Source organism: Sodalis ligni, assembly GCF_016865525.2.
Lineage (GTDB): Bacteria > Pseudomonadota > Gammaproteobacteria > Enterobacterales > Enterobacteriaceae > Acerihabitans > Acerihabitans ligni.
The window spans coordinates 17,173-32,655 of sequence record NZ_CP075169.1; the positions used below are offsets into that span (position 1 = coordinate 17,173).

At 55.3% G+C, this 15,483-nt stretch carries 13 protein-coding genes; 6 read left to right on the top strand and 7 right to left on the bottom strand.

The window, feature by feature from the left end; genetic code table 11:
* Positions 1 to 2: 2 nt before the first annotated feature.
* The 4 genes from GTU79_RS00070 to GTU79_RS00085 all read right to left on the bottom strand — a co-directional run bounded on the left by GTU79_RS00070 (position 3) and on the right by GTU79_RS00085 (position 3,902).
* Complete coding sequence (locus tag GTU79_RS00070; RefSeq protein WP_203524276.1) at positions 3 to 1,268, bottom strand: MFS transporter; 1,266 nt, start codon at positions 1,266 to 1,268, stop codon at positions 3 to 5.
* 150 nt (positions 1,269 to 1,418) lie between these two features.
* On the bottom strand, positions 1,419 to 2,162 hold the full coding sequence (locus tag GTU79_RS00075) for a sugar phosphate isomerase/epimerase family protein (RefSeq protein WP_203524277.1): 744 nt from the start codon (positions 2,160 to 2,162) through the stop codon (positions 1,419 to 1,421).
* A 123-nt stretch (positions 2,163 to 2,285) separates the two neighbouring features.
* Positions 2,286 to 3,320 carry a LacI family DNA-binding transcriptional regulator gene (locus GTU79_RS00080; protein ID WP_203524278.1) on the bottom strand — a complete coding sequence of 345 codons (1,035 nt, stop codon included), beginning with the start codon at positions 3,318 to 3,320 and terminating at the stop codon, positions 2,286 to 2,288.
* Positions 3,321 to 3,470: 150 nt separating this feature from the next.
* Positions 3,471 to 3,902, bottom strand: a complete 432-nt coding sequence (locus tag GTU79_RS00085) for an N-acetyltransferase (RefSeq protein ID WP_203524279.1) — start codon at positions 3,900 to 3,902, stop codon at positions 3,471 to 3,473.
* A 258-nt stretch (positions 3,903 to 4,160) separates the two neighbouring features.
* Between GTU79_RS00085 and glyQ the strand changes: the two genes are divergently transcribed.
* From glyQ to GTU79_RS00115, 6 genes are all read left to right on the top strand, one after another.
* Entirely contained in the window at positions 4,161 to 5,075 is a 915-nt protein-coding gene (gene glyQ, locus GTU79_RS00090) for a glycine--tRNA ligase subunit alpha (RefSeq protein WP_132924048.1), read from the top strand.
* A gap of 9 nt (positions 5,076 to 5,084) precedes the next feature.
* On the top strand, positions 5,085 to 7,154 hold the full coding sequence (gene glyS, locus GTU79_RS00095; protein WP_203524280.1) for a glycine--tRNA ligase subunit beta: 2,070 nt from the start codon (positions 5,085 to 5,087) through the stop codon (positions 7,152 to 7,154).
* A gap of 568 nt (positions 7,155 to 7,722) precedes the next feature.
* Positions 7,723 to 8,439 carry a DUF3053 domain-containing protein gene (locus GTU79_RS00100; RefSeq protein WP_203524312.1) on the top strand — a complete coding sequence of 239 codons (717 nt, stop codon included), beginning with the start codon at positions 7,723 to 7,725 and terminating at the stop codon, positions 8,437 to 8,439.
* 537 nt (positions 8,440 to 8,976) lie between these two features.
* Positions 8,977 to 10,911, top strand: coding sequence for a PTS mannitol transporter subunit IICBA (locus tag GTU79_RS00105; RefSeq protein ID WP_203524281.1), 1,935 nt, complete (start codon positions 8,977 to 8,979; stop codon positions 10,909 to 10,911).
* Between the two features lie 74 nt (positions 10,912 to 10,985).
* Complete coding sequence (locus GTU79_RS00110; RefSeq protein WP_203524282.1) at positions 10,986 to 12,134, top strand: mannitol-1-phosphate 5-dehydrogenase; 1,149 nt, start codon at positions 10,986 to 10,988, stop codon at positions 12,132 to 12,134.
* A gap of 58 nt (positions 12,135 to 12,192) precedes the next feature.
* Entirely contained in the window at positions 12,193 to 12,741 is a 549-nt protein-coding gene (locus GTU79_RS00115; RefSeq protein WP_132924044.1) for an MltR family transcriptional regulator, read from the top strand.
* Positions 12,742 to 12,788: 47 nt separating this feature from the next.
* Here GTU79_RS00115 and sodA read toward each other — a convergent pair whose 3' ends face one another.
* The 3 genes from sodA to GTU79_RS00130 all read right to left on the bottom strand — a co-directional run bounded on the left by sodA (position 12,789) and on the right by GTU79_RS00130 (position 15,385).
* The gene (sodA, locus tag GTU79_RS00120) at positions 12,789 to 13,409 is read right to left on the bottom strand and encodes a superoxide dismutase [Mn] (protein ID WP_203524283.1); all 621 of its coding nucleotides are present in this window, start codon (positions 13,407 to 13,409) and stop codon (positions 12,789 to 12,791) included.
* Between the two features lie 126 nt (positions 13,410 to 13,535).
* The gene (gene fdhD / locus GTU79_RS00125) at positions 13,536 to 14,330 is read right to left on the bottom strand and encodes a formate dehydrogenase accessory sulfurtransferase FdhD (RefSeq protein WP_214514116.1); all 795 of its coding nucleotides are present in this window, start codon (positions 14,328 to 14,330) and stop codon (positions 13,536 to 13,538) included.
* A gap of 125 nt (positions 14,331 to 14,455) precedes the next feature.
* Positions 14,456 to 15,385 (bottom strand): LysR family transcriptional regulator, encoded by a 930-nt coding sequence (locus tag GTU79_RS00130; RefSeq protein ID WP_203524285.1) that lies wholly within the window; start codon positions 15,383 to 15,385, stop codon positions 14,456 to 14,458.
* Between the last annotated feature and the right edge of the window lie 98 nt (positions 15,386 to 15,483).

Sequence of the window (15,483 nt, forward strand, 5' to 3'; positions counted from 1 at the left end):
CGCTAGGCCGTTTGCGGCTGCGTATTCTGCGCCGGTTTGACTATCAGCGTTAACCATACCGAAACCAGCAGGGCTATGGCCATAAACATATAGGATGCCGATGGCGAACCGGTGGCGCCGTTAAGATATCCCACCACCCAGGAGCCGACAAACGAACCGAGGGCTCCCATGCTGTTGATAAGCGCCATTGCCCCGCCGGAAACGTTGCGCGGCAGCATTTCTGGCACGATGGCGAAAAACGGACCATACGGGGCGTACATAGCGGCGCCCGCAATGACCAATAATGTATATGAGCCCCAGAAATGATGAGCGCCCAGCATATAGGAAGACAAAAATGCCAAGGCGCCGATCAAAAGCAGCGGCCAAACAAAGATTTTTCTTTTCTGCAGCTTATCCGACGCCCATGACACGAGAATCATGGCGATAGTGGCCGCCAGATAAGGCACCGCCGACAGCCAGCCGGCCTGAACCATACCCATCTCCATTCCGTTGCGCAAAATGGACGGCAGCCATAATACGAAGCCGTAAACACCGATGCTCCAGGCGAAATATTGAATACTCAGAATAATGACATTACGGGAGCGAAACGCCTCAGCGTAATTATGAACCGCTTTTATACCCTCTTGTTCTTTTAACAGCTGCTGTTGCAAAGCCCGCTTTTCACTCTCGGACAGCCACTTTGCCTGAGCGGGTTTATCCTGCACCATAAACCACCAGCAGAACGCCCAGATAATGGCGGGAGCGCCTTCGAAAATAAACATTTCGCGCCAGCCGAAGGAGTTAATCAGGTAACCGGATAACACCGACATCCACAGTACCGTTACCGGATTACCGAGGATAAGGAAGGTATTGGCCCGTGAGCGTTCGGATTTGGTGAACCAGTTACTGATATAAATCAGCAGCGCCGGCATGACCGCGGCTTCAACCACCCCCAGCGCGAATCGAATCACCATCAACATCGGGATATTGCTGACGATACCGGTCAGGGAGGCGCAGCCGCCCCAGAGCAGCAGGCACCAGAAAATCAGCTTTTTTACGCTGCGTCGTTCCGCATAGATGGCTCCCGGTATCTGGAAAAAAAAATAACCCAGGAAGAACAACGCCCCCAGAAGGGATGAAATGGTTTTGGTAATGCCCAGATCGTCATTTATGCCTGCCGCGGAGGCGAAACTGAAATTAGCCCGATCGAGATATGCCAGACTGTAACTGATAAAGACAATCGGCATAATATACCACCAGCGCTTTGGTGCTATTTTCGCTATGCTCATCATGTTTCCTTAGTAAAGTAAGGTAGACAATTCCATTCACGGACAATCGTTTACTGGTTTATTGCAAGCGAGGCGGCTGCCCTCATCGAAAAAATGTAAATACGACCGTATGGTATCGGTTCCATTTGGGTCATTGCCAATTCGCCGCGCTTATTGCAACAGGCTGACGAAACGGCGGGTAACGGCGACCAAATCTTCTCCTTGCAACGGGAATTCAATACCGCGCGGGACGCTGTCCGGCAGCGCGGCCAGTAACTGCCGCCAGTTCTGCGCGCCGGCGTCAGGGGGCACGGCGCGCCAGCCGCCGTTCGCTTCAACCGCCGTTTTGACGTGTATATAACCCACATGGGCCGCCAGGTTCCGGGCGGCCTCCAGCGCCCCCTGGCCGACCCAATGCCAGTTGCCCATATCAAAGGTCATATTAATGGGAAGCCCTGTGCCGGCCGACCGTTGGAAAAATGCCGTCAGCGGAGCCAGCGTTCCGCATTCGGTCTGATCGTTTTCCACCGTTAACGCGACTTGTTGCCCCGCCGGGAATGTCGCCAGAGGGGTAAGATCGGCAGCGGCGTAAAAATGGCCTAATGATAATTTTAGCCGCTCGGCGCCAAGTTGATTCGCTTCGGCAAATAAACGCGGCAGCTGGGTATTGAGCGAACCGTCAGGGGTAAACAGGGCTTCCGGCGCGGAATAAAAACAGCGTAATCCATAGCCGGCGATGGCCTGCCGTAATTCCGGCAGGCGCTTCAGGTCGGTTTGGGTCAGAAGTTCCCGGCGTATTTCCACGCCGGCCGCGCCGGATTGGGCGATGATAGGCAATAGCGGGCGCTGGCCGCCCAGGGCCGAGACGGTAGCGTTGCCATATGCGGCGGTGACCACGAAAATATCGTGTTTCATCGTAACTCCTCGGCGGTTGCATTTCCCAGCTATGATTCAACGTTAGATGGGACCGGTTCCATTGAGAAGCTTGATAGGCAAAATTTATGATCATAATCACGAATTAAAGCCCGCTTTTGCCCGCTAGCGAGTGGTTGAGCCGCGCACGATCAGCTTGCCGCTGAACGCCTGTTCGCTTATAGGCTCGTCGGCGCCCTGGATCCGTTTCAACAGCTGTTCGAGGGCGGCATAGCCGATTTGATAAGTAGGCTGTTGGAACGTGGTGATGCCGACCCCCGCTAGTTCCGCCCAGGCCAGCTCATCGAAGCCAAGCAGGCCGATATCGCTGCCCCAGCGCAGATCCAGGCGACGCAAGGTGCGGGCGATTTGCAGCGTCAAGGCGCCATTGGCCGATAATATGGCCTTGCGCATTCCGCGATGGTGATGATTGAACTTCTGCAGGATGGTGTCCAATGCGGCATTGTCGTCCAGTGCGCTTTCCGCCTCCTCGGCCACAAGGTCGGGATGCGCCGCCATGCTATCGCGGAACGCCTGTAAACGTTCAATCCGGGTATTTACCGCGCCCAGCGGTTCGCTGAGAAACAGGATGGCTTCAAATCCCTGCTGAATCATATGCTCAGTGGCAAGGATGGCCGCCTCACGATTGTCCAGCCCCACCACATCGCAGGAGAAACCGGGAATTTTACGGTCAATCAGCACCATCGGCAGCGAAGATTGCTGCAGCATGCCGAGAGCGTCTTCATGCATCCCTACGGCATTCACCACGATGCCTTCTACCTGGTAGCCGTTGAGCAGCTGCAAATAATGGCGTTCCTGATTAACCTCATTATTGGTGTTGCATACCAGCAGGGTGAAGCCGTGCTGGCGACAGGCGGCCTCTATGCCGCGCATCACCTCGACGGAGTAGGGATTGGTGATATCGGCGATAATCAGGCCGACAAGCCCGGTCTGACCGCCTTTAAGACTGCGGGCCATCTGGCTGGGACGATAATCCAATTGGATAATGGCCGCTTCGATACGCTGTTTCATATCGTCGGAAAGCCGGTGATACTCACCGTTCAGGTAACGGGATACGCTGGTTTTGCCGCTGTTCGCGGCCTTGGCAACATCGCTGATGGTGGCGCGTGCCGGCGCGAAGGAGCCCTTCTTGCGGTTCAATGCTCAACTCTCCCGGTATAAAAAAAACGCTTATCCAATGGATCCGTTATAATGCGGGATCGGCGGGATTCGCGCCAGCATACCCGTCATCTTTCAAATTACAGCTGTGTTGGTTTTGTTACTCAGCTCATCCATGAGCGGGACAATCATTCAGTCTTCACGCCATTGCAGCGTCAATATGCGATGACCGGTTTCAACGCTGAAAGCGCTGCCGATTTCCCGAAAGCCCTGCCGGTAATAAAAGGCGCGCGCCGGGCGGTTCAATCGGTATACTTCCAATGACAGCACCGGATAATGCTGTTTGGCCTTTTCCATCAGCGCGCTGCCGATACCCTGGCGATAATAAGCCGGGGATACAAAGATCGCGCCGATGAATTGATCCATCAGCACGCTGATAAAACCGGTAAGTCTGCCGCCGCGTTCATCCACCCAGCTTACGGATTGCGGCAGATACTCATCCCGCACCAAGGGCAGGCTCTCCACCCAATAATCGCTGTGGATAAAGGGATGCGCCCGGGTAGTGCTCTCCAGCCAGAGGTCCAGCAGGGGCGGCATGTCCGCGGATTGAAAGGGCCGGATCATCCTGCCGCCTGCCGGTAAAAGGCCGCGCCGGGGCCGTTAAAAGCCGTTTTGGACGGGCCGGGCCGGCTCTCGATAACCTTTGCCACTTTTCAACCTCCTCCCCGTCGTGGAATAGATTTCGACACAGACAATAATAAGCGGTATCTAATGCGGCCATGAGATTGACACTTGTTACCGCATTCGGGCTGTATATCTTACCGCCAGAGGGTATACTGGCGCATTCTTAATAAATCCACTTTTATCGCGTGCGAATTCAACATGCAAAAGTTTGATCCCAAGACCTTTCAGGGCCTGATCCTGACATTGCAGGATTACTGGGCGCGCCAGGGCTGTACCATTGTCCAACCGCTGGATATGGAAGTCGGCGCGGGTACTTCCCACCCCATGACCTGCCTGCGGGCGCTGGGTCCAGAGCCCATCGCCGCCGCTTACGTCCAGCCCTCCCGCCGTCCCACCGACGGCCGGTACGGTGAAAATCCGAACCGTTTACAGCACTATTACCAATTTCAGGTCATCATCAAGCCCTCGCCGGATAATATCCAGGAGCTGTATCTCGGTTCGCTGAAAGAGGTCGGGCTGGATCCCACCATCAACGATATTCGCTTCGTCGAAGACAACTGGGAGAATCCGACGCTGGGCGCCTGGGGTCTTGGCTGGGAAGTGTGGCTCAACGGCATGGAAGTCACCCAGTTCACCTACTTTCAGCAGGTGGGCGGGCTGGAGTGCCGTCCGGTAACCGGTGAAATCACCTACGGCCTGGAGCGCCTTGCCATGTATCTGCAAGGGGTGGACAGCGTTTACGATCTGACCTGGAGCAATGGCCCGCTGGGCAAGACGACCTATGGCGACGTATTCCATCAAAACGAAGTGGAACAGTCCACCTACAACTTTGAATACGCCGATGTCGATTTTCTGTTCGTCTGCTTTGATCAATACGAAAAAGAAGCGCAGAAGCTGCTGGCCCTGGATCAGCCGCTGCCGCTGCCGGCCTATGAACGCATTTTGAAGGCGGCGCACAGCTTTAACCTGCTGGATGCCCGCAAGGCCATATCGGTTACCGAACGCCAGCGTTATATCCTGCGCATCCGCACGCTGACCAAAGCCGTCGCCGAAGCGTATTACGCTTCCCGTGAAGCGCTGGGTTTCCCGATGTGTAAAAAGAACGAGAAATAAGAGGCAGCCATGACGCAACATACTTTTTTGGCGGAAATCGGCACGGAAGAGCTGCCGCCGAAGGCGCTTCGCCAGCTGGCGCAGTCTTTTGCCACTTTGTTTACCGCCGAGCTTGACGGCGCCAACCTGCCCCACGGCGAGGTTAAATGGTTCGCCTCCCCCCGCCGCCTGGCGCTCAAGGTAAGCGACCTGGGCGCCGCCCAGGCAGACAGCGAAATTGAAAAGCGCGGTCCCGCCGTTTCCCAGGCATTCGACGCCGCGGGCAATGCCACCAAGGCGGCCGAGGGCTGGGCGCGCGGCTGCGGCATTACCGTTGAACAGGCCGAACGCCAGAAAACCGATAAAGGGGAGTGGCTGCTCTACCGGGCGTCCGTTAAAGGCAAACCCGCGCAAGAACTGCTGCTGGGCATGGTGACCGCCGCCCTTGGCAAACTGCCTATTCCCCGCATGATGCGCTGGGGCGACAGCGATACGCAGTTTATCCGTCCGGTGCATACCGTCACGCTATTGCTGGACAGCGAACTGATCGCGGGGCGCGTGCTGGGCATTGAGTCAGGGCGCACCGTGCGTGGACACCGCTTTATGGGTGAAGCCGAATTCACTATCGATAACGCCGATCAATACCCCGCCTTACTGCTGGAACGCGGCAAGGTGATAGCCGACTACGAAGAACGTAAAGCGATTATCAAACGGGACGCACAAGCGGCCGCCGCGCGCATCGGCGGCAAAGCCGATTTGACCGACAGTCTGCTGGAAGAGGTGACTTCTCTGGTGGAATGGCCGGTGGTGCTGACGGCGAAATTTGAAGAAAAATTCCTTGCGGTGCCCCCCGAGGCGCTGGTCTACACCATGAAAGGGGATCAGAAATATTTCCCGGTGTATGACGCGCAGGAAAAGCTGCTGCCGAATTTTATTTTTGTCTCCAATATCGAATCCATCGATCCCCGGCAGGTGATTTCCGGCAATGAGAAAGTGGTGCGGCCGCGTCTGGCTGATGCGGAATTTTTCTACAACACCGACCTGAAAATCCGGCTGCAAGACCGGCTGCCCCGTCTGGATACGGTATTGTTCCAGCAGCAGCTCGGCACCCTGCGCGATAAAAGCGACCGTATCGAATCCCTTTCCGGCTGGGTTGCCGGAAAGATTGGCGCGGATGCGGAACACGCCGCCCGCGCCGGCCTGCTGTCCAAATGCGACCTGGTAACCAATATGGTGGTTGAGTTCACCGATACCCAGGGCGTGATGGGCATGCACTATGCCCGCCACGACGGCGAGCCGGAAGACGTGGCGCTGGCGCTGAAAGAGCAGTACCAGCCGCGTTTTTCCGGCGATGCCCTGCCCTCCACGCCGGTCTCCTGCGCGGTGGCCATCGCGGAGAAGATGGATACCCTGGCCGGTATTTTCGGCATCGGCCAGCATCCCAAAGGCGATAAGGACCCCTTCGCCCTGCGCCGCGCGGCGCTGGGAGTATTGCGTATCATTGTCGAAAAGCGCCTGCCCCTGGACTTGACGGCCCTGGCGGAGGAAGCGGCTCGCCAGTATGGTGAAAAGCTCACTAATCCCCGCGTAGTAGACGATGTGGTGGACTTTATGCTCGGCCGCTTCCGCGCCTGGTATCAGGAAGAGGGCCATAGCGTCGATACCATCCTGGCGGTGCTGGCCCGCCGGCCCACCCGCCCGGCGGATTTCGACGCCCGCGTACGTGGGGTAAGCTATTTCCGCACCCTGGACGCGGCGGCATCCCTGGCGGCCGCCAATAAACGCGTGTCTAACATCCTGGCCAAAGCCACCGACACTCTGAACGACGACGTGCGGGCCGCGGTGCTGAAAGACGCGGCGGAAATCCAGCTGGCAGCGCACCTCCAGGTGCTGCGCGATAAGCTTGAGCCGCTGTTTGCCGAGGGCCGTTACCAGGAAGCGCTGGTGGAGCTGGCCGCCCTGCGGGAGCCGGTAGACGCCTTTTTCGATAAGGTGATGGTCATGGATGAAAATGCCGAGGTGCGGGTCAATCGTCTTACGCTGCTCGACCAGCTGCAAAAGCTGTTTTTGCGGGTGGCGGATATCTCGCTGCTGCAATAGTGCCTGGACGCGCCCGGCGGTTTGCCGGGCGCGTACCTGACCATCATGCCTCATGACAAGATAGGCCTAAAAATAATCTATTTAGTTAAGGGTGACTATTTTGCCAAGATTAAAGCATTGGCTATAAATAATGATGTTGATTCTTTATCTATTCGAATAGTCAAACTGAAAATAATGAATTAATTGACGATTAATCATTGTAAGTCATTGTTTTATTGAGTATTAGTTGTCAACGGTATAACTTATTTACTGCAATATTATGAAAATTAAGGCTTGATGCTGATGAGGGAAATCATTGAGAGATAATACCTCCCTGAATATGCTGAACGGCCTTGAGTCTATCAATCAAGTCTGCATAGTCAATCAACAAAAAGTATGAAATATCACTCTTCATTATCCTAATAGCCGGTGCTATCCAATAGATGTTTTGCCTAATAGGTAATACTAAAGGACAGTTTTAGCGTATTTATTCCGCTAAAAGTGGGCTATCCTTATGCTGCTATGAGGATGCGGCGATTCGCAAACCAGAGTAAACCAGTGAAATATTTTACAGGAGTATTCGGTCATGATGTTAAGGGATAGACTGGCGCAGCTGCGCTATGCGCTGATGATTCCAGTATTGATGCTGCTGGCGGTGCAGATCACCGCCTGCGGCGATAAAGAGCCCGATCAACGTAAGGCATTCATTCAGTTTCTACAGACCACCGTGCTGCCGGGCGGTGAGCGCCTGCCCACCCTTAGCGACGATCAAAAAAAGCAGTTCGGGCCTTATACCAATGATTATCAGGTGCTATTGACCTTTACCCAGCAATATACCCAGTCGGTGAATACCAGCCTGCTGCCGGTATTGGATCTTATTAGCCAGATCAGGGTTCCGCAGGATTATCTCACCCGCCGCCAGGATGTGCAGCAATCCGCCGCCGCCCTCAACGCATTGGCGCCGCAAATCGCGCAGCTGAAAAAACAGGCCGATGATGCTCGCGCGGGCCTTAAGCAGCCGGCTGATTTGAAAACGGTTTATGATCAGGCCTACGCCAAATTGGTGACGCAGCCGGTGCAAAAAGTGGCGCCGGTGATTGCCGCGGCGTCCACACTGTCGTCCACGCTGGTGCAGGTAGGTGATTTCCTCAATACGCAGGGTAATCAGGTGACCTTTGGCGCCAATGCGGTGTCATTTCCCAACCGGTTGCCGGCGACGCAGTATAATGAACTGATGAAGGGCCTGGAAAGTCAGTACCAACAGCTGGTGCAGGCCCAAAACAATGGCGGCGCCACCTTGCCCTGAGGCATAAGCGCCGGCTGGGTTTTGGCCGGCACGGCCGCAGGTCCATAATATTGCTTTCCCTATCGGCATTACTTGCCCGGCAGATATTCTCGTCGCCGGGCGAGACGTTTACCGGTAAGTTTCTTACAAAACCTTGTTTTCTTTTGCCAAGGCTGTCGCAAATTTACGCATATCAACGCCGCTATACCTGTTAACAAAATTTTTACTCACAAATAAATTGTGACTCAACTCACATTTATCAAACAAACTCTCCCCATAAAATAGTGATATGTATCACATTACTGTCCTTGTTAGCTTACTAAAAGTTAAATTGTGATTTATTTACAATGCTTATTTGTGATGTAAATCACTAATATAGGGTGCTTTAGGGGGGGTATCCAGTGATATTCCTCACACTTTAGTCCCGGTAGTACGCTTAACTAACTGAGCGTGGTAGAGTCGCGCTGCTTATAGAACTACTGACAGTTTGTGCAACACTGTCGCAACAATATTCACGCGCCCTTATTGTCTGGCGCGTATCAATAGGGGTGAGTTTTTATGTCTTCATCGGATATCAAGGTCAAAGTACAAAATTTTGGCCGTTTCCTCAGCAATATGGTCATGCCGAATATCGCAGCCTTTATTGCCTGGGGGATTATTACCGCACTGTTTATACCCACCGGGTGGACTCCAAACGCCACATTGGCCAAGCTGGTAGGCCCGATGATCACCTATCTGCTGCCGCTGTTAATCGGTTATACCGGTGGACGGCTGGCGGGCGGCGAACGTGGCGGCGTAGTGGGTGCCATTACCACCATGGGTGTGATTGCCGGCGCCGATATGCCCATGTTCCTGGGCTCCATGATTGCCGGTCCTTTGGGCGGCTGGGCCATCAAGCGCTTTGACCGCGCGGTGGACGGCAAAATCAAGAGCGGCTTCGAGATGTTGGTTAACAACTTCTCAGCCGGTATCATCGGCATGATATTGGCCATCCTGGCATTCCTGCTGATCGGGCCGTTCGTTGAAATCATTTCCCATTTTCTGTCCGCCGGCGTAAACCTGATGGTTCGCCACGATTTGCTGCCGTTGGCATCCATCTTTGTGGAACCGGGCAAGATCCTGTTTTTGAATAACGCCATCAATCACGGTATCTTCTCACCGTTGGGTATTCAGCAGGCTACCGCTACCGGCAAATCCATATTCTTCCTGATTGAAGCCAATCCCGGTCCGGGCATGGGCGTTTTGACCGCCTATATGATATTCGGGCGCGGAACCGCTAAGCAATCAGCCGGCGGTGCAGCCATCATCCATTTCCTGGGTGGTATCCACGAAATCTACTTCCCTTACGTACTGATGAACCCGCGCCTGCTGCTGGCGGTAATCCTTGGCGGTATGACCGGCGTATTCACCCTGGGCCTGCTGCACGGCGGCCTGGTGTCTCCGGCATCCCCGGGTTCCATCCTGGCGGTACTGGCCATGACGCCGAGAGGGTCGTACTTTGCCAACATCTCCGCGGTAGTCGCCGCCTTTGCCGTCTCCTTTGTTATTTCGTGTATTCTGCTCAAGAGCACCAAAGCGAAAGAAGGGGATGACCTGGATGAAGCGACCCGTCGCGTGAAAGACATGAAAGCCCAGTCCAAAGGCATGGCCGCTCCGGTTACCGCCGGCGCCACCGGCGACCTGAGCTCGGTACGTAAAATCATCGTTGCCTGCGATGCCGGTATGGGTTCCAGCGCCATGGGCGCCGGTGTTCTACGTAAGAAGGTGAATGAGGCCGGGCTGAAAAATATCAGCGTGACCAATGCCGCCATCAACGACCTGCCAGAAGATGTGGATCTGGTGATTACCCACCGTGACCTGACCGAGCGCGCTATGCGTCATGCTCCGCAGGCCCAGCATATTTCGCTGACCAACTTCCTCGACAGCGGCCTGTATACCGATCTGACGGCCCGTTTGGTGGCAGTGCAAAAGACCGATGCGAAGCAGCAAAAAGTCCTGTCGACCCTGGATGACAGCTTTGAGGGCAGCGAACAGAATCTGTTCCGTCTTACCGAAGCCAATATCTTCCTGGGACAGCATGCCGATCAGAAAGAGCAGGCCATCCGCTTCGCCGGTGAACAACTGGTGAAAGGCGGCTATGTCCAACCCGAGTATGTGGATGCCATGCTGGAACGTGAAAAGCTGACCTCTACCTACCTGGGTGAATCCATTGCCGTTCCCCATGGTACTATCGAAGCCAAAGATAAGGTGTTACGCACCGGCGTCGTATTCTGCCAATATCCGGACGGTGTCCGGTTCGGTGACGAAGAAGACGATATCGCCCGCCTGGTCATCGGTATCGCGGCCAGAAACAATGAACATATCCAGGTCATCACCAGCCTGACCAACGCCCTGGATGATGAAACCGTGATTGCGCGGTTAAGCACCACCACCAGCGTCGCTGAAGTGCTGGAGTTGCTGAAAGGCCAGAATCCGGTCAGAAGCGCGTCGTAACGGATGGAACCGGTTGTATTTGAGAGGGGGCCGTCACGGCCCCTTTTTAGCTAAGAGAATCCAAGGTTAATTCTATGAAAGCATTACATTTCGGAGCAGGTAATATCGGTCGTGGATTCATCGGCAAGCTATTGGCCGATGCCGGGATTGAAGTGGTATTTGCGGACGTTAATCAGGTTGTGCTGGATGCGTTGAACGCGCGTCACGAATATGAAGTCCATGTCGTGGGTGAACAGTCTCGGGTCGAGATAGTGCGTAATGTCAGCGCCGTCCACAGCGGCAGCCCCGATGTAACGGCGTTAATCGCTACCGTGGATTTGGTGACCACTGCCATCGGCCCGCAGATTCTTGAGCGTATTGCCGCAGGCGTCGCCAAAGGGCTGATACAGCGCCATGACGCGGGTAACGCCCGTCCGCTGAATATCATCGCCTGTGAAAACATGGTGCGCGGCACCAGCCAATTGAAGCAGCATGTGCTGAACGCCCTGCCGGAGCAGTACCATGACTGGGTCGGTCAGAACGTGGGTTTCGTTGATTCGGCGGTGGATCGCATCGTCCCGCCGGCCCAGGCCGGCAGCCAGGATCCGCTGGCGGTCACGGTTGAAACCTTCAGTGAATGGATTGTGGATAAGACCCAGTTCAAGGGCGAGCCGCCGGCCATTGCCGGTATGGAACTGACCGATAATCTGATGGCGTTTGTGGAACGCAAACTCTTCACATTAAATACCGGCCATGCCATTACCGCGTATCTGGGACAGCTGGCGGGACATAAAACCATTCGCGACGCCATTCTCGATCCGGCGATCCGCCAGGTGGTGAAGGGGGCGATGGAAGAAAGCGGCGCGGTGCTGATTAACCGCTACGGTTTCGATCCGGAAAAACATGCCGCTTACATCAATAAAATCCTGCAGCGTTTTGAAAATCCCTATCTGCACGACGATGTGGAACGCGTCGGCCGCCAGCCGCTGCGTAAGCTCAGTGCCGGCGATCGGTTAATCAAACCGTTGCGCGGCACGCTGGAGTACGGCCTACGTCACGACAACCTGATGAAAGGTATCGCCGCTGCGATGCATTACCATAGCGAGCAGGATCCCCAGGCGCAGGAATGGGCGGCATTACTGGAAAAATCTGGGCCGGAGGCTGCTTTGGCGCAGGTTTCCGGTCTTGAAAAAGACAGTGAGGTGGTTGAGCAGGTGGTGACTATTTATAACGCCATGCAATGATGATCGAGACCCGGGGGTAAGGCCTGCCTCGTCCCCGGATTTTACATGGTGTTAGGTGATGACGGAAAATACGCAACTGCATGAAAATCAGGTTCTGGAACAGCTGAACGCCGGTACGACGGTGAGGGATCTGATGGAAGCGGCGGTGACTTTATTGGCTGAAGCGGTCAATATTCTGGTGCTTCAAATATTTCGCAAGGATGATTACGCGGTGAAGTATGCCGTGGAACCGCTATTGGTTGGAGCCGGGCCGCTGGGAGAACTGCCGGTGCGTTTGAAATTGGTTTATGCCCTGGGGGTTATCAGCCGGCAGGAATATGAAGATGCTGAGCTGCTGCTGGCTTTGCATGAGGCCTTGCAGGACGATCCCAAAGAGTACCGTTTTACCGATGATGAAATTCTCGGTCCGTTCAGCGAACTGCATTGCGTTACGGCGTTTCCGCCATTGCCGGATTTTTCCCGTGTGCCGGGGGACGATGCGCTGGTAAGAATGCAGCAGCAGCGCTATCAGCAGATTGTGCGCTCCACCATGGTGTTGTCCACCACCGAATATCTCGTGCGCATCAGCGCGAAAAAGGCCTTCACGGATAAACTGCTGTTAAAATAAAAACCATCCCGCGGGATGGTTTTCATTAATCAGCCGATAAAGCGGCGTTATTTGGCTTCAGAGAAGCGCTTGGCCGCTTCGTCCCAGTTCACCACGTTCCAGAACGCTTTGATATAATCAGGACGGCGGTTCTGGTATTTCAGGTAATAAGCGTGTTCCCATACATCCAGGCCGATAATCGGATAGCCTGATGCGCCGGAAATCGCTTCGCCCATCAGCGGGCTGTCCTGATTGGCGGTTGAGACCACCGCCAGCTTATCGCCTTTTTTCACCAGCCAGGCCCAGCCGGAGCCGAAGCGGGTGGCGGCGGCTTTCTCAAAGGTTTCCTTGAAAGCGTCCACGGAACCGAAATCGCGTTCGATGGCGGTTTTCAATTCACCCTGAAGCTGGGTGCCCAATTTCAGGCCTTTCCAGAACAGGCTGTGATTGTAATGGCCGCCGCCGTTGTTGCGCAGCGGGGTTTTTTTGTCCGCCGGCAGCTGATCCAGTTTTGTGATCAGTTCGTCTACGGGCAGGTTGGCAAATTCGGGCAGGCTTTCGAGCGCGGCATTGGCATTATTGACATAGGTCTGATGATGCTTGGTATGGTGGATTTCCATCGTTTGTTTGTCAAAATGCGGTTCTAAGGCGTCGTAAGCGTACGGCAAGGATGGCAGTGTATAGCTCATAGTTATCTTCTCCATTTTTTGTGGTGCGGCACCCGGAATAAATGTTAGTGCCGCGTAAGCAATCCGATCATTATAGTTAATTAAACGTTTATGAAAACGTTTATCAGTCCCTTTTAAAGAACATGTTTAGCTTTTGCTATCCAGGATTCGCTCGGGATGGGTATAAATCGTCGCCCGGCCCGGCTTGCTGAAGCCCACCAGAGTAAGTCGGCACCGCTGCGCCACGTCAACCGCCAGCGCGGTGGCGGCCGAGACGGCGAACAGGATTTCCACGCCGCACATGGCGGATTTCTGCACCATTTCATAGCTGGCCCGGCTGGACACCAGCACCGCACCGGGCATGGCCCCGGCCCGCGCGCGATAGCCCAGCAGTTTATCCAGCGCCACGTGACGGCCCACATCCTCGCAGCCTAAGGTCAGTTCTCCCGCCGGCGTAATCCAGGCCGCCGCGTGGGTACAACCGGTCAGCCGCCCGATGGGCTGCACGCTTTTCAACTGGGCCAGCGCCTGGTCCAGTCTTTCCAGCGGCCAGGTCTGGGTGAACGGCAGCGGACTGATGGGCTTGGCGATTTCGTCCAGCTGTTCGACGCCGCACACGCCGCATCCGGTGCGGCCGGCCATGGCGCGGCGATGTTCCTTCAACGCCATGAATCGGCGGCTGGACAGCTCAATATGCACTTCCATACCGTTGCAGGCCGGCATCACATCCATGCCGTAGATTTCAGCGGGGTGATCGATAATGCCTTCCGAGAGGGAAAAGCCCAGGGCGAACTGCTCAAGCTCTTTCGGCGTCGCCATCATAACCACATGGGATATGCCGTTATACACCAGCGCCACCGGCACCTCTTCCGCCAGCCAGTCCGGTTCGGACTGGCTGAGCTGCCCGCGCTGGCGGACCGGACATTGCCTGAGGCCCGCCATGGCGGCGGGGTCGGTATCCTGTGGCGAAGAGATTTTATTCACGGCGGTTTACCCAGGTAGCGGACGAAAAAGCATGCCACATTATTGTATCCTAAGGGCGCGGATGAAAAATATCCCCTAGTGCGTTATTCACGAAAGCGGTCCAGGAAGCCGGGCTGGGACGCAACCTCCTTTGCCATATCAATAAACGCCCGCAGTTTCGGCTGCGTTTGCGAACGCTGGGGAAAATAGAGGAACACCCCGCTGTCGCTGGGAATATATTCCCGCAATACGCTTTCCAGCCGTCCGGCGGCGTAATGGTGGCGCACTTCGTAATCGCTGACAAAGGCCAGCCCCAGGCCCTGCAGGGCAAACTCGATCAGCAGATTGCGGTCGTTTACGATAATACCGCCTTTCACATCCACCACAAAATCCCGCCGGCCGCTGCGAAATTCCCATCGGTGAACGATTCGGGACGTGACGAACCGATAACGAATGGCCTCATGGCGCAACAGGTCTTCCGGGATAACCGGACGACCCGCCCGGATGAAATACTCCGGCGTCGCCGCGACCGACCAGGAGATTTCAGGGGTCAGGCGAACCGCCACCATATCGCCCTCAACCGATTCTCCCAAACGAATGCCGGCGTCAAATCCTTCGGCAACGATATCCACCAATCCGTCGTCCAGGGAGATATCCAGCATGACCTCCGGATAGGCTTGCCTGAAGCGGGGAACGATGGCGTTGAACAGATAATCCGCGGTGTTATTGCGGGGGGCGGTCACCCGCAGGGTTCCCTGCGGCCGGTGGCGATAATGTTCAAGGGTCTCTATGGCCGACAACATATCGGCCACCGCGGGACGCATTTGCCGGTACAGACTGTCGCCGGCTTCGGTCAGGGCGACCCGCCGGGTGGTTCGCTGGAATAACACCACGCCGTAACGGTGCTCGAGAACCCTGATGGCCTTGCTGACCGCGGTAGGAGTAACTCCCAGGCGCGCCGCCGCCTCGGTAAAGCTTTTCAGCTCGGCTACCGCCATAAAAGGGGTGATTCCATCCAGTTGATCGTTAAGCATAGATGCCGATTATAAACCTCAGGTTCAAAGCAGATGTAGCTTACTCGTCTATATCTCATTAATCCAGAGGACTAGCATAAGTCCCGACGGTTGATAAC